Origin of the sequence: Aminobacter sp. MDW-2, from assembly GCF_014250155.1 — a bacterium.
In the GTDB taxonomy this organism is placed as follows: domain Bacteria; phylum Pseudomonadota; class Alphaproteobacteria; order Rhizobiales; family Rhizobiaceae; genus Aminobacter; species Aminobacter ciceronei.
Genome location: NZ_CP060197.1, coordinates 2,148,096 through 2,166,211 on the forward strand (window position 1 = coordinate 2,148,096; position 18,116 = coordinate 2,166,211).

Below are 18,116 nucleotides of genomic sequence, written 5' to 3' on the forward strand. Positions count from 1 at the left end.
GCGGAAGTACGGGGAATACCATGACGATCCATCAAGCGACGTCCGGCGGCGACGCCGACGTCAAGAGTGGCAGTGTGTCCGGTGAAGGCTCGAGTTTCGCGAGCCATGTTTCAAGTCTGCTCGAGCGGGCCGAATACCGGCGCTGCGACAAGGGCGAAGACCTCGAAGACATCTATCGCCTCCGCTACAAGTCGTACCGTCTGAGCGACATGGTGTCGGAAAATCCCGACCACACCATCCATGATGATCTCGACGATGCCGAGAACTGCTACAAATTCGGCATCTACATCGATGGCCAACTGGTCAGCACGCTGCGCATCCATCATGCCTGTCGCGACACGCCGGCGTCGCCGTCGACGACCGTCTATGGCGATATCCTGCGCCCCCAGCTGGCGGCCGGCGCCAACTTCGTCGATCCCAGCCGCTTCGCTGCAGATCCGGACTGGTCGCGTGTCTATCCGCAGATACCTTATCTCACGCTGCGCCTTGCCGGCATGGCCTGCTTCTATTTCGACGCGCCTTACTGCCTGTCGACCATTCGTCCCGAGCATGCCGGCTTCTACCGCCGCATCTACAAGTCGGAGCAGATCGGCGAGTTGCGCGATTATCCCGGCCTCAACTACCAGGTCGTGCTCTATCGCGCCGACGTCAACAGCATCCGCGAGCGCTCGTTCCAGCGTTTCCCATTCTTCAAGTCGACGCCGATGGAACAAAGGTTGATGTTCAGCAGGCAGCCGATGGGCGAGCTCGCGCCGCTGACCATCCTGCCGACGGCAAAATATTTTCGCGAAGCCGCCTGAGCTTCGCGTAAGGTCGGCGGCAATGTGATCCGGAATCCGCGGGAACAATGACGACGCCGACCACAAAACACCTGTTGCGGGCCGCATTGCTGCTCGGGATGATCCTGCCCGCTCCGGTGCTGGCTGCTGGAGACACGCTCACCGTCGCCAATATGACCTTTCGCACCGGCCCTTTCGCCGATGCCGGTACTCCGCTGATGGACGGCCAGCGCGACTACATGCTGATGCTCAACGAGCGCGACGGCGGTATCAACGGCATCAGGCTGAACTACGACGAGTGCGAGACCGGCTTCAGCGTCGACAAGGCTCTGGAGTGCTACGACAAGGCCAAGGCGTCGAGTCTTGTCACCCAGCCCGGGTCGCCCGCGATCACTCTTGAGTTGCTGCCCAAGGCCAGCGTCGACAAGGTACCTGTGCTCGCGCCGGGATACGGCTTTTCGGCCATGGCAGACGGCAAGCGTTTTCCCTGGGCCTTCAATCCTCCGGTCAGCTACTGGGACGGCGCCTCGATGATGCTCAAGGGCATATCGGGCGACGACCTCGACAATCTGCGTGGCAAGAAGATCGCGCTTTTGCATCTCGACGGTCCTTATGGCGAGGAGCCGATCCCGCTGTTGCAGGCATATGCCGACAGTTTTGACTTCACGCTGCTGCCCGTGCCTGTGGCGGCCAAGGAGATGCAGAGCCAGTCGGCGCAATGGGCGAAGATCAAGGCCGAGCGCCCGGATTTTGTGCTCTTGTGGGGCTGGGGCGCGATGAATGCGGGTGCCTTGGCCGAGGCGGTTAGATCGGGCTTTGCGATGGACAGGCTCGTCGGTATCTGGTGGTCGGCGCATGACGACGACCTGAAGGCTGTGGGCGAGGCGGCCAAGGGCTATCGCGCCCTGTCGTGGAACCTGCCAGTGCCGGATGCCGAGGTGATCAAGGACATCCGCAAATATGTCATCAACGCCGGCAAGTCGCAGACGCCTGCCGAGGCGCCCGACAAGCTGTTCTACCAGCGCGGCGTCATGATCTCGATGCTGTCGGCCGAGGCGATAAAGGCGGCCCAGGAGCACTTCGACAAAAGGCTGATCAGCGGCGAACAGATGCGCTGGGGGCTGGAGAACCTCAAGATCGACGATGCCAGGCTGGCATCCCTCGGCATGTCAGGCATGATCGGCCCGTTCGCGACGACCTGCGCCAACCATGCCGGCAATGGCAGCGCCTGGCTTTTGCAGTGGGACGGCAACCGCTTCGTCAAGGCATCGCACCCGCTGACCGCCGATGCCAAGATGATCGCCCCGCTGGTCGATCAGGAAGCCAACAAGTTCGCCACGTCGCATGCGCCATGGTCGCTCAACAAGGCTTGCAAGAACTAGCATCATTGTCCCCTTGGCCAGTAATCGGCGCGGCTCTCGCTGTGGCGGCGTGCCCTTGCCTGATCATGCTGAACTCATTCTCGCCCTCATCCACCGCCAGTGCGGAGCCCGGCGCACCCAGGTAGTCGGAAGGCTTCCGGCCTGAACCGCCGCAACCTGAACCCGCCCCAGCCTGACCAGTCGCGAACCAGGTCAGCTAGGCTTTCATTCGCATCTGGACGGCACCTCCGCACTGCCAGCCACCCTGCTTTTCGAAACCCGCCACCATTCCGGCATCGCAATATCAGTCATCGCTTTCGCAACAAACGCTTGCGTTTGATCAAATGAGCATTTATTTCCCCGTTGGGGATTGATAATCTTGTCGCAGCCAAAGGGGCAATCTTTCCATTGCCCTGCAGCGCGCATTTAGGTATGTGCCCTTGAACTCGTTTTCCGGAGGGGACTCTCATGGCTGATACCACGCCGACCGGCCCGATCGAACTTGGCGCGCAGATGGATTACGCCGAGCACGAGAAAACCTATTCGATGTTCATTATGCTGTCCAAATACGGCACGCTGTTCTGCGTGGCGCTGATGATCGCCATGGCCTTCGGCTTCTTTACGCCGGCCGGCTTCTTCTCCAGCCTCGTGCTGTTTCTGATCATCTGCGGCGTCGGCGGCTATCTGCTGCGCGACGTGCCGACCCATATCCGCTGATTGATTTCCGGCAGCCGCCGGGTTCCCGCGCCGGTTCGTGTCACGGCCAATTTCCGGTCGAAGCTGAACCGACGGTCTTCCTGCGAAGGGCGTGGACCAAAAGCGGCTGCACGCAATAACCTTGCCGGCGAAGCGCCCGGCAGGGCATGGTCCTGATAAGTTTTTGGTGCGGGTGCGTCGGCGGTCTTTTCGTCACTAGCCCAGTCGATTTCGTTGGTAAGGCGCCGACGCGTCTGTGTGCGTCCGGCACTTTACGTTTGGTAAGGTTCCAGCCGAAAGGACGTCACGGTGGGCCAGACGATATTCATACCCAGAGAGTTGGATGCGATTGAGAGCCGTGTGGGGGCTTCACCGGATACGGTGAAACGCCTTGTGGGTCTTGGCTTCGAGGTTGTTGTCGAGACGGGTGCAGGCACCTTGTCGCGCATTCCCGATGCCGATTATGCGGCGGTGGGGGCTGTCATCGGCAAGGCCGGCGATGCCGCCAAGGCCGATGTGGTGCTCAAGGTGCGCCGTCCCTCGGAGGCCGAGGTCAAGGGCTACAAGCCGGGTGCTGCCGTGCTTGCCACCATGGATCCTTATGGCAACGAGGCCGGTGTGGCGGCGATGGCCAAGGCGGGGGTGACGGCGTTTGCCATGGAGTTCATGCCGCGCATCACCCGAGCCCAGGTGATGGACGTGTTGTCGTCGCAGGCAAATCTCGCCGGCTATCAGGCGGTCATCGACGGTGCTGCCGAATATGACCGGGCGCTGCCGATGATGATGACGGCGGCCGGCACGGTTCCGGCTGCCAAGGTGTTCATCATGGGCGTCGGCGTTGCCGGCCTGCAGGCGATCGCCACCGCACGCCGCATGGGCGCGATCGTGACGGCCACCGACGTGCGTCCGGCTGTCAAGGAGCAGGTCGCCTCGCTCGGCGCCAAGTTCCTCGCCGTCGAGGACGAGGAGTTCAAGGCAGCGGAGACCGCCGGCGGCTACGCCAAGGAGATGTCCAAGGAGTACCAGGCCAAGCAGGCGGCGCTGACCGCCGAGCACATCGCCAAGCAGGACATCGTGATTACCACGGCACTCATCCCGGGCCGTCCGGCGCCGAAGCTGGTGTCTGCGGCAATGGTCGCCTCGATGAAGCCGGGTTCGGTGCTTGTCGACCTCGCCGTCGAGCGCGGCGGCAATGTCGAGGGTGCGGTGCCGGGCAAGGTCGTGACCACGGCCAATGGGGCAAAGATCGTCGGCCATCTCAACGTGCCGGGCCGGGTCGCTGCCTCCGCCTCGCTGCTTTACGCCAAGAACCTGTTCGCCTTCCTCGAGACCATGGTCGACAAGACCACCAAGCAGATCGCCATCAACCGCGACGACGAGCTGGTCAAGGCGACCATGCTGACCGATGGCGGCAAGGTGGTGCATCCGAACTTCGCCAATGCCGCTGCGGCTGCGGACAAGCCCAAGCCGATCGTGGCCGGCCAGAACCGCGGTGACGACCCGGCGAGCGATAGCGCAACTCCTGCCAAGGCAACGGCGAAGAAGCCGGCCGCCGCCAAAGCGGACAAACCGGCGGCTGCGAAAAAGCCCGCTGCCCAAAAAGCCACTGCCAAGAAGTCGGCGCCAAGCGCCGGCGCGAAGACATCATCTGAGGGAGACGCGTGATGGAAGGTCTTCAGAAAGCCCTCGACCAGCTCGACCAGGCGGTTGCCGCCGTCCGGCTCGGCGTCCAGGATCTCGCCACATCTGAAGGTGCGGCCGAAGCTGCCGGCAATGCGGCACATGCCGTCACCGGCGGGGCGGTCGACCCGTTCGTGTTCCGCTTCGCCATCTTCGTTTTGGCGATCTTCGTCGGCTACTACGTCGTCTGGTCGGTGACGCCGGCCCTGCACACGCCGCTGATGGCCGTCACCAACGCCATCTCCTCGGTCATCGTCGTCGGTGCGCTGCTCGCCGTCGGCATCGCCGCTTCCGGCCTTGCCACCGGCTTCGGCTTCGTCGCCCTGGTGCTGGCCTCGGTCAACATCTTCGGCGGCTTCCTCGTCACCCAGCGCATGCTGGCGATGTACAAGAAGAAGGACAAGTGACGTGACCCTGAACCTCGCTTCCTTCCTCTATCTCGTCTCCGGCATCCTGTTCATCCTGGCGCTGCGTGGCCTGTCGCATCCGACCACCAGCCGCAAGGGCAACACCTACGGCATGGTCGGCATGGGCATCGCCATCGTGACCACGCTGGCGCTGGCCAAGCCCTCTGCCGGCGGCCTCGGCCTGATCGTGCTCGGCCTCGTCATCGGCGGCGGCGTCGGTGCGGTCACCGCCCGGCGCATCGCCATGACCTCGATGCCGCAGCTGGTCGCTGCCTTCCACAGCCTCGTCGGTCTGGCCGCCGTCATGGTCGCAGCCGCAGCCATCTATGCACCCGAAAGCTTCGGCATCGGTGCCGTCGGCGCCATCCACGGCCAGGCGCTGGTCGAGATGAGCCTTGGCGTTGCCATCGGCGCCATCACGTTTACCGGCTCGGTCATCGCCTTCCTCAAGCTCGATGGCCGCATGTCGGGCAAGCCGATCATGCTGCCGGCTCGCCACCTGATCAACGCAGCCCTCGGCATCGGTCTGGTCGTGCTGATCGTGCTGTTGGTCACCACCCAGTCGACGACCATCTTCTGGCTGATCGTGGCATTGTCGCTTGTGCTCGGCGTGCTCCTGATCATCCCGATCGGCGGCGCCGACATGCCTGTCGTGGTGTCGATGCTCAACTCCTATTCGGGCTGGGCAGCTGCGGCACTCGGCTTCACGCTGGGCAATCTCGCGCTGATCATCACCGGTGCGCTGGTCGGCTCGTCGGGTGCGATCCTGTCCTACATCATGTGCAAGGGCATGAACCGCTCGTTCATCTCGGTCATTCTTGGCGGCTTCGGCGGCGAGACGGCGGCAGCTGTCGACGACGGCATCCAGCGCACGGTCAAGACAGGTGCCGCTGACGACGCCGCCTATCTGATGATGAACGCCCAGAAGGTCATCATCGTGCCGGGCTACGGCATGGCTGTGGCCCAGGCCCAGCATGCGCTGCGCGAGATGGCCGACAAGCTCAAGGCCAATGGCGTGGAAGTCAAATACGCCATCCACCCGGTCGCCGGCCGCATGCCCGGTCACATGAACGTGCTGCTCGCCGAGGCCAACGTGCCTTATGACGAGGTCTTCGAGCTCGAAGACATCAACTCGGAGTTCTCGCAGGCCGACGTCGCTTATGTCATCGGCGCCAACGACGTCACCAACCCGTCGGCACGTGACGACAAGAGCTCGCCGATCTATGGCATGCCGATCCTCGACGTCGACAAGGCCCGCACCTGCCTGTTCGTCAAGCGCTCGCTCGGCTCCGGCTATGCCGGCATCGACAACACGCTGTTCTACAAGGACGGCACCATGATGCTGCTCGGCGACGCCAAGAAGATGACCGAAGAAATCGTCAAGGCCATGGATCACTGAGACAACACATCAGCCCCTCCACACCCCGACAAACAAAAGCCCGGCAACACCCGGGCTTTTTTGTTGCCTTGAACTGGCATAGGCTGCCCCTGTTTCTGAACAGTCTGCTTGCTGAATAGTCTTCGCTCTTGTCAGGGGGGATTTGCGATGAATGTCAGCCCCGCACCAATACGGCCTGCGGCCAAGGACAATGCGCGCCAGGCCGTGGTCATCGTCCACGGCATGGGCGAGCAGCGGCCGATGGATACCATCCGCAGCTTCGTCAGTGCTGTCTGGAGTTCCGATCTCAGTCGGACGGAAGGCAAGTTCGGTGCGCGCAAGCCGGATCCCGACGGTGATGGCCTGATCAACAAGAGCTGGGTCCACCCTGACCGGCGCGCGCGGTCCTACGAGCTGCGCCGCATCACCACGCCCGATGACGTCGACGGACGGCGGACCGAGTTCTACGAGCTCTACTGGTCCGACATTACTCAGGGCACCACCGTCCAGCGCCTTGTAGCCTGGGTGAGGGGCCTTTTGCTGCGCAAGTGGTCGGATGTGCCCGTCGATGCACGGCGGCTCTACATCGCCGCCTGGGCGGTCACTGCGCTGATCGCTACGCTGCTCATCGTTCCCAACCTGATCGAGTGGTTCGGGCTGGGCAAGGTGCTCTTCCCCGGCTGGGTCTGGAGCATCGCTGCCGTGGCCGTCGGCTGGCTGGTCAGCCAGTTCCTAGTGCCCTATTTCGGCGACGTCGCCATCTATGTCCGGGCCGAGCCCGACACCATCGTCAAGCGAACAGAGGTGCGGGAGAGGGGGCTGGCGCTGCTGCGCGGGCTGAACGACGACCCGGCCTATGACCGCATCGTCGTTGTCGCCCACAGCCTGGGCACCATCGTCGCCTACGACATATTGCAGCTGTTGTGGGCCGAACGCGCGCCGAGCGGCCGCAACAGGCGCAGCGAGCCGGAGCTGCTCAAGGCGTTCCGCGCTGTCGGCAAGAAGGCGCTGCCCATCGACAGCGCCGGGCGCGCCAAGGTCACGATGGATGCCGCAGAGCTGGCTGAGTTTCGCGGCCTGCAATGGCAGCTCTATCGGCAGCTGAGCACCGCACCGTCCGACAAGCTCGACAGCTGGAAGGTCAGCGATTTCGTCACCTTCGGCAGCCCGCTCACCCATGCCGAGTTCCTCGTTACGCACAATGCGGCCGACTTCGCCAAGGCGGTCGACGAGCGGCTGCTGTCGACATGCCCGCCGGTGTCTGAGGGCAAGAACCCCAACATCCTCTACCCCTCGCGGTCGCCTAGATACCCACACCACGCTGCGGTCTTTTCCGCGACGCGCTGGACCAACATCCACGACAAGGGCAATGGCTGGCTGACCGGCGATCCGATCTCCGGACCGCTGGTCGAAAATTTCGGCCCCGGCATCCTCAACATCCAGGTCAGCCTGACCTGGGCGCTCGGCCGTATCTTCACCCACACCAATTACTGGTCGACGGCGGCCGAGGGCTGGGAGGTGCTGCCTTCTGGTGAGCGCGGCCCGCGTAGCCATCTCGACGTGCTGCGCGACGCCGTCGATCTCGGCCGTAAGGCGGACCCCGATCCGTCTAAGCCGCGGCCCGCCGCGCGCCGGCGCATCAAGCCGGCTGATCCGGCCGTCTAGAGCGTTTCCGCTATTCTTCGAATCGCGGATCTCTTTTTTTGGCGCAATTCCGGACGGAGAACCGCCACACACTTTAGCGCTGGGCTTCGGTTGCCATCTTCACGGCCATACCGGCCAGCACCGTGCCCATCAGCCAGCGTTGCACCGCGACCCAGCCGGGGTTGCTGGCGAGGAAGGTGGAGATCGAGCCGGCGGAGATGGCGATGAGTGCGTTGACCGTAATGCTGATCGAGATCTGGATCGTGCCGAGCACCAGAAGCTGGCTCAGTACGCTGCCGTCGGCCGGATCGATGAACTGCGGCAGCAGCGACAGATAGAGCACGGCGACCTTCGGGTTCAGCAGATTGGTGAGAAAGCCCATGGCGAACAGCTTGCGCGGCGTGTCCTTGGGCAGCTGCCGCACCTGGAAGGGCGAACGTCCACCCGGGCGAAGGGCCTGCCAGGCGAGCCAGAGCAGGTAGGCGGCGCCGGCGAAGCGGATGGCGTCATAGGCGTAAGGAACGGCGAATATCAGCGCCGTGATGCCGAAGGCCGCGCACAGCATGTAGACGATGAAACCGAGCGCCACCCCGCCGAGCGAGATCAGGCCGGCCCTGGGGCCCTGGCTCAGCGAACGCGACACCAGGTAGATCATGTTGGGGCCCGGTGTCAGCACCATGCCAAGGGCAATGGCAGCAAATGCGATCAGGCTGGCTGTCTCGGGCATTCACATTCCCTCCGCGCTGGATCTCCAGCTGGGCGCAGAAATGCCCGGAAATCTCGAACCGGGAAAGAGGGCAAGTGCGACCGAACGATTGCGGCAGATGCCGCGTCATCGGCACAAAAAATGCCGGAGCGCTGTTTGCACCCCGGCACTTTGAAACGGTGACTGCAGCTTACTTGAGAGGTGCGGTCAGCTGCAGCGCGCCGATCGCCACGGCGGCGTTGAGGCCGGTCTGGTTGGTCAGGCTGACCGGCTGCAGCGCGATCGAGCGGCCGGAGCCGCCGACGAGCACGTTGGCGCCGAGGCCGACGGCGACCGTCGCTTCGGCTGTCGCGCCGAGATAGTTGCCGGCGAGGCCGCCCGGGTCATAGACGTCGCGACTCGGCGCCAGTACCAGCCATTCCAGCGCGCCGCCGGTGGTGGTGCCGATGTCGACGCCGTATTTGTTGATGCGGCCGGAATAGATCTCCTGGGCGCGGTTGCCGAAGGCTGGCGTAAACGTGCACTGCATGTCCTTGCTCGAGCCGATGACAAAGCCGGTGCCGCCGTTGACGGTGCAGCTGAGCATGCCGAGCTTGGCGCCGAACTGCGCGTGTGCGGGTGCCGCAAAGGGCACCAGGGCAAGGGCAAGGATGGCGAGCTTTTTCATTGGGGGAATCCTTTCAGGCATGAAGCGATATCAACCGCATAGCCGCCGAAAGGTTCCTTCAGGCGCGGCTAGCCGATCTCACGCAATCGCCGGCGAATCTCGCCAGCGAAACGCATCACGCGCTCCGGCTGCGGCTTTTCTGCGGCATAAAACGACAGCATGGCGAAGCGGGCCTTCGGCGCACAAGCCTTGAACACACCCCATTTCAGGATGCGGCGCACCGGACGGCGCATGAGCAGCCGGTCAATCCACCACGGGCTACCGAGTGTGGTGATGACAACGACATGGCGGAGCTTGCCGAGCAGCGGCTTGATCGGGCCGAAATTGCTGCCGTGATCAAAGGCGATGCCAGGGGCGAACACCCGGTCGACCCAGCCCTTCAGCATCGCCGGCAGGCCGAACCACCAGGTCGGGAACACCAGCACCAGCACCTCGGCCTCGCGCAAGGTTTTTGGGTGGGCGTCGAGTGCCGATGCGTCGAAGCGCTCGCCGTAATAGGAGCTACGCTCGGCGGGTGTCAGGCGCGGATCGTAAGCTGTGCGGTAGAGGTCGAGCAGCTCGACCTGATGGCCGGCGCCGGTGAGCTCGGCGATTGCCGTCTCTGCGAAATGTCGGTTCAGGCTGTAGGGCAGCGGATGCGACAGCACGACGAGGCAGTTCACGGCAATGCCTCGTCGCGAAAGGTCAGGCGCCGCCGCGCGTGCGGGCTAGGCCGTCGACAGCAGGCTTGTAGTTGGGGTCGAGGCGCACTGCCTCGGCATAAGCCTTGGCGGCCTTGGCCTTGTCGCCACGACGCTCGTATATCAGCGCCTGGTTGGCCCAGCTTTCAGCGATCTTGCCGTCGAGCTTGATTGCCATATTGAAGTCGGCGAAGGCGTTGTCGTCGTCGCCGGTGGCGAGATAGGACAGGCCGCGGCCGTTATACGGCTCGGCTGCGTCAGGCGACAGTGAGATCGCCTTGGAGAAATCCTCGAGCGCAAAGGCGTGCTGGCCCTGCTGCTGATAGATCAGGCCGCGATTGTGGTAGGCGCGCGGGTCGGTGGTGTCGAGCTCGATCGCCTTCTGGAAATCGTTGAAGGCGTCCTGGGTGCGGCCCGCCTTGCGGTAGAGATTGCCGCGGCCGATATAGGCAGCGTCATAGGAGGCGTTGAGCTGGATCGCCTTGTTGTAGTCGGCCAGCGCCGAGGCCTGGTTGCCCATGAAGCGGTAGATCAGCGCCCTGTTCGAGTAGGCCTGGTAGAAGTTCGGGTTGAGCTGCAGTGCCCGGTCGAAGTCCTGCAGTGCCTCGCGGTATTTGCCGCCGCGGCCATAAGCCGAGCCGCGCACATTGTAGGCTTCGGGGTCGTTGGGATTGCTGGAGATGACGGCACTCAGCGACGAGATGTTCTCGCTCGAACCCTGCATCGTGTCGATGCGGGTCAACTCGCCGGCCGGGCCGGACGACTGGCAGCTGGCAACGGCCATGGATACCAGCACCAAAGCTGTCATGGCGCCGCCGCGCAGCAGGGAGTTGCGGTTGCTCATGACTGCATTCATCGCTGCGTGTCCCTCGCTTGCGCCTCTACGGCTTGAGCGCCGCGTCCGGTGACGTCCGGACAAAACAAAAAGGTGGCGGCGATTTTTGGTCGCCCCACCTTGTCGTTATCCTTCGAAAAGGACCAAAGATTGGCAGATCAACGTGCCGGACGTGCGCCAGCGCCTGCACCAGCGGCAGCAGCCGGGCGCGGCGTGCTGGGCAGCAGGCCTTCGCGCTGGGCGCGCTTGCGGGCCAGCTTGCGGGCGCGGCGAACGGCTTCAGCCTTTTCGCGAGCACGCTTTTCCGAAGGCTTCTCGTAGTGACCGCGCATCTTCATTTCACGGAAGATGCCTTCGCGCTGCATTTTCTTCTTCAGCGCGCGAAGCGCCTGGTCAACATTGTTATCGCGGACGAGTACCTGCACGTGTGATCCTGTCTTTCGGGTTCGTAATCTGGAGGCTACGGCAATAGCCACAACGCCTCCACGATGGGTTCCACCGGGAATTGTTGGCGGCAGATAGCAGAATCAGCCCTGCTTGTCCACTGCAAAGGCCGCACTTCCTGCGGTCTGTGCGAAAAGTGGCGCCGCGCCGTGCCCACTTCCGCCGCATTCCTTGTCAAGGAAGCCACTCTCATTTCCAGTTCCCATAGGCAAGCCCCTCCATGCGTTCACTGATTTTCGCCCTGGCGCTCACTGCCGCCATTCCGGAGGCGCACGCGGCCGATCTCATCGGCTTCTGGGACAAGCCGCAGCATGGCGGCAACAGCTTCAACCGCCTGCCGCCGGATCAGGCCTATTTCGATGCGCTGCGCGGCTACGGCGCCACCTGGGTGCGCCTGTCCTATGACAAGTGGAAGGCGGAGAAGCGCGACTTCCTGATCGGCACCGCCGACAAGTATGACGGCCTTGTCGCCTCCGACGTGAAGACGCTGAAACAAGTGCTCGACCGCGCCGACAAGGCCGGCCTCAAGGTTGTCATCGCACCGCTATCGCTTCCCGGCATGCGCTGGGCCCAGAACAACGACAGGAAGTTCGACGGCCGCCTGTGGGCCGACAAGGATTACTGGACCCAGGCCGCCGCCTTCTGGCGAGACCTGGCGCGCGAACTCAAGGACCATCCGGCCGTCGCTGCCTACAACATCGTCAACGAGCCGACGCCGGAAAAGGAAGGGGGGCTCGCCGAGCACGCCAACATCGCCGAGATGCGCGCCTGGTACACCAAGAATGCCGGCAGCTCGCGTGATCTCAGGGCCTTCTACGACACGGTCATCGCGGCGATCCGCGAAGTCGATCCTGCGACCCCCATCATGGTCGACGCCGGCTGGTATGCCGCGGCCGACGCCTTCTCTTATTGGCCGGCGGGCCTCGCCGATCAGCGCGTCCTTTACTCTTTCCACATGTACGAGCCTTATGCCGCGACCAGCGCGCCCAACATGAAGCGCGACAAGCCCTACGCCTATCCGGGCAAGGTACCTTACGGCAACGGCGAGGAGAGATGGGATGCCGAGCGCGTCCGCGCCTATCTCGACCAGCCGGTCGAGTGGGCGGACAGCCGCGGCATCGCGCGCAACCGCGTCGTCGCCGGCGAGTTCGGCTGCATGCGCCGCCTGCCGTTCTGCAAGCAGTATCTCGAGGACGTGCTGACCAACCTCGACGAGGACAAGCTGCACTGGGCCTTCTACAGCTTCCGCGAAGACGCCTGGGACGGCATGGACTACGAGCTTGGCTCGGGCAAGGTGAACTGGAAATATTGGGAAGCGCAGGAGAATAACGAGCCCGATCCGGTCAAGCGCAAGTCGACGTCCGAGTTCGAACCGATCTCCAAGCGCTTGGCGGCGGGCAAGTAATCGTTATTGGCGCAATTCCGGACGGACCACAGTTTCCCCGGAACTGCGCTACGCTAAAAACTTCAGTCCGTTGACGATCTTGTCGATGAGCTTGCGGTCGCCATGCAGGCCGAGCCCGACGATGTCGAGCCCGGCGGCAGGGGTTGCCGCCACCGAGGCGCGGTTGTCGGCGTCGTTGTTCGTTACGAACAGCGGCCGCGTGTAGATCGAAAACGCCATGCCTCGCGAACGAGCCCGCTCGAAGGTTCGCCGTATCGTCTGGCTGTCCGCGCCATAGACGAAGACCGGTTCGCGGATCACCGCGAGATAAAAATTGTCGTCATTGTCCTTATAGGGCTCGCCTGCCATTTCGGGATAACCGTGCATCAGCCCGCCGGTCAGGAATGCCGAGACATTCACCTTCTGCCAGGGCGCGAGTTCGTCGAGGAGGATGAGAGCGGTCTTGGTCGGGTACATCATGACCCAAGGCTAGCCGCGTCCGGCGCAAGGGTCTTGAACGTTTGTGCGAGCGCCACGACATTGCGGTTTCAGCCAGCGCGGACCCCGCATGATGTCTCCCGCATCAATGACCGAAGACTTCATCGCCACCGACGAGCCGGTCCACGGGCTGCAGCGTCTGGTCGCGCGCTTCGGTGGCCACGCCTACGATCCGCATCGCCACGAAACCTATGCCGTCGGCCACACGCTTTGGGGCGCGCAGGCCTTCCGTTATCGTGGCAGCGACCGGATCAGCGTCCGGGACGAATGCATGGTCATCCATCCCGATGAGGTGCATGACGGCCATGCCGGTGTGCCCGAGGGCTTTTCCTACCGCATGCTCTACATCGAGCCGTGGCTCGTCTGTCGGGCGCTGGGCCGCGACCGCCTGTTGCCCTTCGTGCCCGAAGTGGTCGAGCGCGATGCCGCACTTGCCGCTCTGATCGACGATGCCTTCGCCGATTTCCCCTATCCGATGGAGCCGCTGCAGGCTAATGCCTTCATATCCGATGTCGCAGCACACTTGGCCCGGCGCAGCGATGACGCCGGGCTGCAGCGCGTGGCGGCACTGCCCGTCGACGAGGTCGCCGTAGCACGCTCGTTCCTGACCGAAGAGTTCGACCGGCAGGTGACGTCTTGCGATCTCGAACGCATCACCGGCCTCGACCGTTTCGAACTTTCCCGCGCCTTCCGCCGCTTGATCGGCACCTCGCCGCACCGCTATCTCGTCGGGCGCAGGCTGGCGCACGCCCGCTCCCGCATGGCCGCGGGCGAGGGGTTGGCCGAGGCTGCGGCGGCCTCGGGTTTTGCCGACCAGAGCCACATGACGCGTCATTTCCGCGCCCGTTTCGGCATCACGCCGGGGCGTTTTGCGACGCTGGCCAGTGCATCCCAAGCGTGACAACTGGCCCCCACAGTACCGCATCGTGCACCATGAAAGCTCGGCCGGGCAGGTCTATTGCAACCTGTCCCTTGAAATGCGCCCGGAGTTAATGCCGTGACCGATACCGCCATGTCAGCCCGCTCGTCGTCCGCCGATGGTACGGTGATGGCAATTCTTCTCGCGGTCAGCTTCAGCCATTTCCTCAACGACGTCATGCAGTCGCTGATCTCGTCGCTCTATCCGATGCTGAAGGACGACTATCATCTCGACTTCTGGCAGATCGGCCTTCTGACCACGACCTTCCAGGTCACCGCGTCGCTGTTGCAGCCGGTCATCGGCATGTACACCGACAAGAAGCCGCTGCCATTCTCGCTGCCCATTGGCATGTGCCTGACGCTGATCGGCCTGCTGACGCTGGCTTTCGCGCACAGCTATTCGATGCTGCTCGTCGGCTCGGCCTTCGTCGGCCTGGGCTCGGCGATCTTCCATCCCGAATCGTCACGCGTCGCGCGTCTCGCCTCCGGCGGCCGCTTCGGCCTTGCTCAGTCGCTGTTCCAGGTCGGCGGCAATTTCGGTTCCGCTCTCGGGCCGCTGCTCGCCGCCCTCATCGTCGTGCCTCTGGGGCAGGGTGGTATCGCCTGGTTCTCGATCGCGGCGATGGTCGGCATCGTCGTGCTGATCCGCGTCAGCGTCTGGTACAGCCGCCACATCGTCAGCGCCGCCAAACGCGCGGCACCGACCTTGTTCAATCCGCTGCCGCGCAACAAGGTCATTTCGGCGCTGGTCGTGCTGGCCATTCTGGTCTGCTCCAAGCAGGCCTACACGGCCAGCCTGTCGAGCTACTACACCTTCTATGTCATCGAGCGCTTCGGCGTGTCGGTGCAGGAATCGCAGTATCTGCTGTTCCTGTTCCTCGGCTCGGCGGCACTCGGCACCTTCCTCGGCGGCCCGATCGGCGACCGTTTCGGCGCCAAGACGGTGATCTGGTTCTCGATCCTCGGCGTGCTGCCGTTCACGCTGATGCTGCCTTATGCCGACCTGTTCTGGACCAAGGTGCTGACCGTGCTGATCGGCCTGATCCTGGCGTCGGCCTTCTCCGCCATCGTCGTCTTCGCCCAGGAGCTGGTGCCCGGCCGCGTCGGTCTCATCGCCGGCATCTTCTTCGGCTTCGCCTTCGGCATCGGCGGCATCGCTGCCGCGGTGCTGGGTGTGATCGCCGACTCCCGCGGCATCGAATATGTCTTCAAGCTCTGCTCGTTCCTGCCGATGCTGGGCTTGCTGACCGTGTTCCTGCCCAACATGAAGGCCGCGCGGCTCGGCGCGGCCTGATCGGATCGCCTTGGCGGCCCGGAGATTCGCAACTCGGGGCCGTGCCAATTTCAGAGTCGGTTGATCGACACGCCGCCATCGGCCAGCAGGGCGGCCCCCGTGGTGAAGCTCGAGGCTTCCGAAGCGAGATAAAGCGCCGAGCGGGCGATCTCCTCGGGTCGGGCGATGCGCTTTAGCGCGTGCAAACCCTCGACGAAGGCGCGTTCTTCGGCGGTCTTGAACGTCGCCATCGGCGTGTCGGTGCCGCCGGGCAACAGGGCGTTCACGCGGATGCCTTGCGCGCCATATTCGGCAGCCAGCACCTGCGTCAGGCCGATCAGGCCGGCCTTACTCGCGGCATAGGCCGCCATGCCGGGCATGCCGGCGGTGTAGCCGACGAAGGTCGAGGTGAAGATCAACGAGCCGCCGCCACGTTCCAGCATTGCCGGGATCTGGTGCTTTGCACCGAGATAGGCACTGGTCAGATTGGTCTCCATCACCTCTGTCCAGCTTGCCAGTTCCAACCCGGTGATCGGGCCCATTTCGCCGACGAGGCCGACATTGTTGAAGGCAATGTCGAGACCGCCGAATTCGGTGGTAGCAAGCTCGACGAGGGCACGCGCGAAGCCTTCGTCCCTGACGTCGCCGGCGAGCGTCGCTGCCTCGCATCCGTCGGCCCGCATCTCCGCTGCCAGCGCTTCCAGCCCGGTCGCCCCACGTGCCGCCAGCACAACCTTGGCGCCCTGCGCAGCGAACAGCTTCGCCGTCGCCCGGCCGATGCCAGAGCTCGCTCCGGTCACCAGAGCCACTTTTCCGTTCAGTCCAAACATCGTTCTTGCTCCATGCACGTTCAGCCAGCGGGCTCCGCTGGCCTGCTCGTGTCATTCGCAATTGCCAGGCTTGCCAGCCACCCGATACCTGCGGCGGAAATCGACGACGAACCCGATGGCGCAAACCCATGGCGCAAAACGGCAGTCGCCGTCGCAAACAGTCCAAGGCTGGCCGTCGGATTTCGCTAGTGCTACACCTCGCGCTCCCAAGCTTCCGGCATCAGCGAGGCCCTGAAAAAATGCGGAAATATTCGGTTTTTGCCATAGCCCGCGAGGCGATGCGGGGACACAAGGGCTGGGAGGAGCAATGGTCCTCGCCCGAGCCGAAGAGCGAATACGACGTCATCATCGTCGGCGCCGGCGGCCATGGCCTGGCAACCGCCTATTATCTCGCCAAGGAGCACGGCATCACCAATGTGGCGGTGCTGGAAAAGGGCTGGCTCGGTGGTGGCAACACCGGCCGCAACACCACCATCATCCGCTCCAACTATCTTTACGACGAATCGGCCGGCATCTACGACCACGCCCTGAAGCTGTGGGACGGTCTCAGCCAGGACCTCAATTACAACGTCATGTATTCGGCGCGCGGCGTGATGATGCTGGCGCACAACGTTCACGACGTGCAGGTGCTGAAGCGCCATGTCCATGCCAATCGTCTCAACGGCATCGACAATGAATGGCTGACGCCCGAGCAGGCGCGGGAGTTCTGCCCGCCGCTCAACATCTCGGCCTCGGCGCGTTATCCTGTCGTTGGCGCCGCCTTGCAGCGCCGCGGCGGCACCGCTCGCCACGACGCGGTTGCCTGGGGTTATGCCCGCGGCGCCTCCGATCGCGGCGTCCACATCATCCAGAATTGCGAAGTGACGGGCGTGCGCCGTACGCCCGACGGTCGCGTCTCGGGCGTCGAGACCTCGAAGGGCTTCATCGGCGCCAAGAAGGTCGGCGTCGTTGCCGCAGGGCACACCTCGGTCATCATGAACATGGCCGGCGTGCGCATGCCGCTCGAAAGCTACCCGCTGCAGGCGCTGGTATCGGAGCCGGTCAAGCCGGTATTCCCGTGCGTTGTCATGTCCAACACGGTACATGCCTATATCTCGCAGTCCGACAAGGGCGAGCTGGTCATCGGCGCCGGCACCGACCAGTACATTTCCTATTCGCAGACCGGCGGCCTGCACATCATCAACCACACGCTCGATGCGATCTGCGAGATGTTCCCGATGTTCACGCGCATGAAGATGCTGCGTTCGTGGGGCGGCATCGTCGATGTCACGCCGGACCGTTCGCCGATCCTGGCCAAGACGCCGGTGCCGGGGCTCTACGTCAATTGCGGCTGGGGCACGGGTGGTTTCAAGGCTACGCCGGGCTCGGGCAACGTCTTTGCCCACACCATTGCCCGCGACGAGCCGCACCCGATCAACGCGCCCTTCACCATCGAGCGCTTCCGCACCGGCCGTCTCATCGACGAGGCGGCAGCCGCGGCCGTCGCGCACTGATGACAACGCTCGCCGCCACCATAGCGGCCGTGGCCGCGCCCTTCGTCCTTGCCGACGAAAAGGGCATGCTGCACGTACCTGACGCCAGCGAGGTCCGGCTGCAGACGATCAGCCGCAGCGACAACGAGGCGGAGTGGCCGTTCTCGGTCGCCTCGGGCCTGCTTGCGTGTGTGTGGAGTGGCGGGCGCCGGGTCGTTTCTTTCATCGACACGCCTGACGATCCCGATGATGAGCACGATGCGCCGCCTGGGCGCCACGTCATCGTCTCGGCCAACCCGTTCGAGCTTACCTTCCTCAACATCTCAAGCCGCGACCTGTTCCTGCCGGCCGACAACGTCGAGACGCTGATCAAGCGCGTCGCTCCGTTCGAGGCCTTGGGGCGGCGGCTCTGCGACCAGCCGCAAGGCACCATTGTCGGCCCCGGCGAACTCTAGGGATCATCA

Annotated in this window: 19 protein-coding genes; 12 read left to right on the plus strand and 7 right to left on the minus strand. The window is 63.8% G+C overall.

Features of this window, described 5'->3' with window-relative positions:
• Positions 1-20: 20 nt before the first annotated feature.
• The 7 genes from H5P29_RS10495 to H5P29_RS10525 all read left to right on the plus strand — a co-directional run bounded on the left by H5P29_RS10495 (position 21) and on the right by H5P29_RS10525 (position 7,966).
• Entirely contained in the window at positions 21-800 is a 780-nt protein-coding gene (locus H5P29_RS10495; RefSeq protein ID WP_067958128.1) for a hypothetical protein, read from the plus strand.
• Positions 801-847: 47 nt separating this feature from the next.
• Positions 848-2,161: an ABC transporter substrate-binding protein gene (locus H5P29_RS10500; RefSeq protein WP_154386423.1), complete on the plus strand. Its 1,314-nt coding sequence runs from the start codon at positions 848-850 to the stop codon at positions 2,159-2,161.
• A 447-nt stretch (positions 2,162-2,608) separates the two neighbouring features.
• Entirely contained in the window at positions 2,609-2,857 is a 249-nt protein-coding gene (locus tag H5P29_RS10505) for an aa3-type cytochrome c oxidase subunit IV (protein WP_067958134.1), read from the plus strand.
• 288 nt (positions 2,858-3,145) lie between these two features.
• Positions 3,146-4,501, plus strand: coding sequence for a Re/Si-specific NAD(P)(+) transhydrogenase subunit alpha (locus tag H5P29_RS10510; RefSeq protein WP_185910325.1), 1,356 nt, complete (start codon positions 3,146-3,148; stop codon positions 4,499-4,501).
• Positions 4,501-4,923 (plus strand): proton-translocating transhydrogenase family protein, encoded by a 423-nt coding sequence (locus tag H5P29_RS10515; RefSeq protein WP_067958142.1) that lies wholly within the window; start codon positions 4,501-4,503, stop codon positions 4,921-4,923. Before H5P29_RS10510 ends, H5P29_RS10515 begins: the two co-directional genes overlap by 1 nt.
• Before the next feature lies 1 nt (position 4,924).
• A complete protein-coding gene (locus H5P29_RS10520; protein ID WP_185910326.1) occupies positions 4,925-6,322 on the plus strand; it encodes an NAD(P)(+) transhydrogenase (Re/Si-specific) subunit beta in 1,398 nt (465 codons plus the stop codon).
• 147 nt (positions 6,323-6,469) lie between these two features.
• Complete coding sequence (locus tag H5P29_RS10525; protein WP_154386938.1) at positions 6,470-7,966, plus strand: hypothetical protein; 1,497 nt, start codon at positions 6,470-6,472, stop codon at positions 7,964-7,966.
• A gap of 73 nt (positions 7,967-8,039) precedes the next feature.
• Here H5P29_RS10525 and H5P29_RS10530 read toward each other — a convergent pair whose 3' ends face one another.
• The 5 genes from H5P29_RS10530 to rpsU all read right to left on the minus strand — a co-directional run bounded on the left by H5P29_RS10530 (position 8,040) and on the right by rpsU (position 11,258).
• On the minus strand, positions 8,040-8,672 hold the full coding sequence (locus H5P29_RS10530; protein WP_067966179.1) for a LysE family translocator: 633 nt from the start codon (positions 8,670-8,672) through the stop codon (positions 8,040-8,042).
• A gap of 169 nt (positions 8,673-8,841) precedes the next feature.
• Entirely contained in the window at positions 8,842-9,318 is a 477-nt protein-coding gene (locus tag H5P29_RS10535) for a DUF992 domain-containing protein (RefSeq protein ID WP_067958149.1), read from the minus strand.
• A gap of 68 nt (positions 9,319-9,386) precedes the next feature.
• Positions 9,387-9,980, minus strand: a complete 594-nt coding sequence (locus H5P29_RS10540) for an NAD(P)H-dependent oxidoreductase (RefSeq protein WP_185910327.1) — start codon at positions 9,978-9,980, stop codon at positions 9,387-9,389.
• Between the two features lie 22 nt (positions 9,981-10,002).
• Positions 10,003-10,842 (minus strand): tetratricopeptide repeat protein, encoded by an 840-nt coding sequence (locus H5P29_RS10545; protein WP_371818626.1) that lies wholly within the window; start codon positions 10,840-10,842, stop codon positions 10,003-10,005.
• Between the two features lie 149 nt (positions 10,843-10,991).
• Positions 10,992-11,258 (minus strand): 30S ribosomal protein S21, encoded by a 267-nt coding sequence (rpsU, locus tag H5P29_RS10550; protein ID WP_067958156.1) that lies wholly within the window; start codon positions 11,256-11,258, stop codon positions 10,992-10,994.
• A gap of 239 nt (positions 11,259-11,497) precedes the next feature.
• Here rpsU and H5P29_RS10555 point away from each other — a divergent pair, with 239 nt between their 5' ends.
• Complete coding sequence (locus H5P29_RS10555; RefSeq protein ID WP_154386940.1) at positions 11,498-12,682, plus strand: glycoside hydrolase family 5 protein; 1,185 nt, start codon at positions 11,498-11,500, stop codon at positions 12,680-12,682.
• A gap of 48 nt (positions 12,683-12,730) precedes the next feature.
• Here the strand turns inward: H5P29_RS10555 and H5P29_RS10560 are convergent, their stop codons facing one another.
• Positions 12,731-13,141 carry a DUF2000 domain-containing protein gene (locus tag H5P29_RS10560; protein WP_246670889.1) on the minus strand — a complete coding sequence of 137 codons (411 nt, stop codon included), beginning with the start codon at positions 13,139-13,141 and terminating at the stop codon, positions 12,731-12,733.
• 88 nt (positions 13,142-13,229) lie between these two features.
• Here H5P29_RS10560 and H5P29_RS10565 point away from each other — a divergent pair, with 88 nt between their 5' ends.
• The gene (locus H5P29_RS10565) at positions 13,230-14,060 is read left to right on the plus strand and encodes an AraC family transcriptional regulator (protein WP_154386941.1); all 831 of its coding nucleotides are present in this window, start codon (positions 13,230-13,232) and stop codon (positions 14,058-14,060) included.
• Between the two features lie 147 nt (positions 14,061-14,207).
• The gene (locus tag H5P29_RS10570) at positions 14,208-15,371 is read left to right on the plus strand and encodes an MFS transporter (RefSeq protein ID WP_154386975.1); all 1,164 of its coding nucleotides are present in this window, start codon (positions 14,208-14,210) and stop codon (positions 15,369-15,371) included.
• Positions 15,372-15,421: 50 nt separating this feature from the next.
• On the opposite strand, the gene H5P29_RS10575 is transcribed toward H5P29_RS10570, so the two are convergent.
• On the minus strand, positions 15,422-16,180 hold the full coding sequence (locus tag H5P29_RS10575; RefSeq protein WP_154386942.1) for an SDR family oxidoreductase: 759 nt from the start codon (positions 16,178-16,180) through the stop codon (positions 15,422-15,424).
• 239 nt (positions 16,181-16,419) lie between these two features.
• Here H5P29_RS10575 and H5P29_RS10580 point away from each other — a divergent pair, with 239 nt between their 5' ends.
• Complete coding sequence (locus H5P29_RS10580) at positions 16,420-17,673, plus strand: sarcosine oxidase subunit beta (RefSeq protein WP_067958180.1); 1,254 nt, start codon at positions 16,420-16,422, stop codon at positions 17,671-17,673.
• Entirely contained in the window at positions 17,673-18,107 is a 435-nt protein-coding gene (locus H5P29_RS10585; protein ID WP_154386943.1) for a hypothetical protein, read from the plus strand. Before H5P29_RS10580 ends, H5P29_RS10585 begins: the two co-directional genes overlap by 1 nt.
• Positions 18,108-18,116 lie beyond the last annotated feature (9 nt).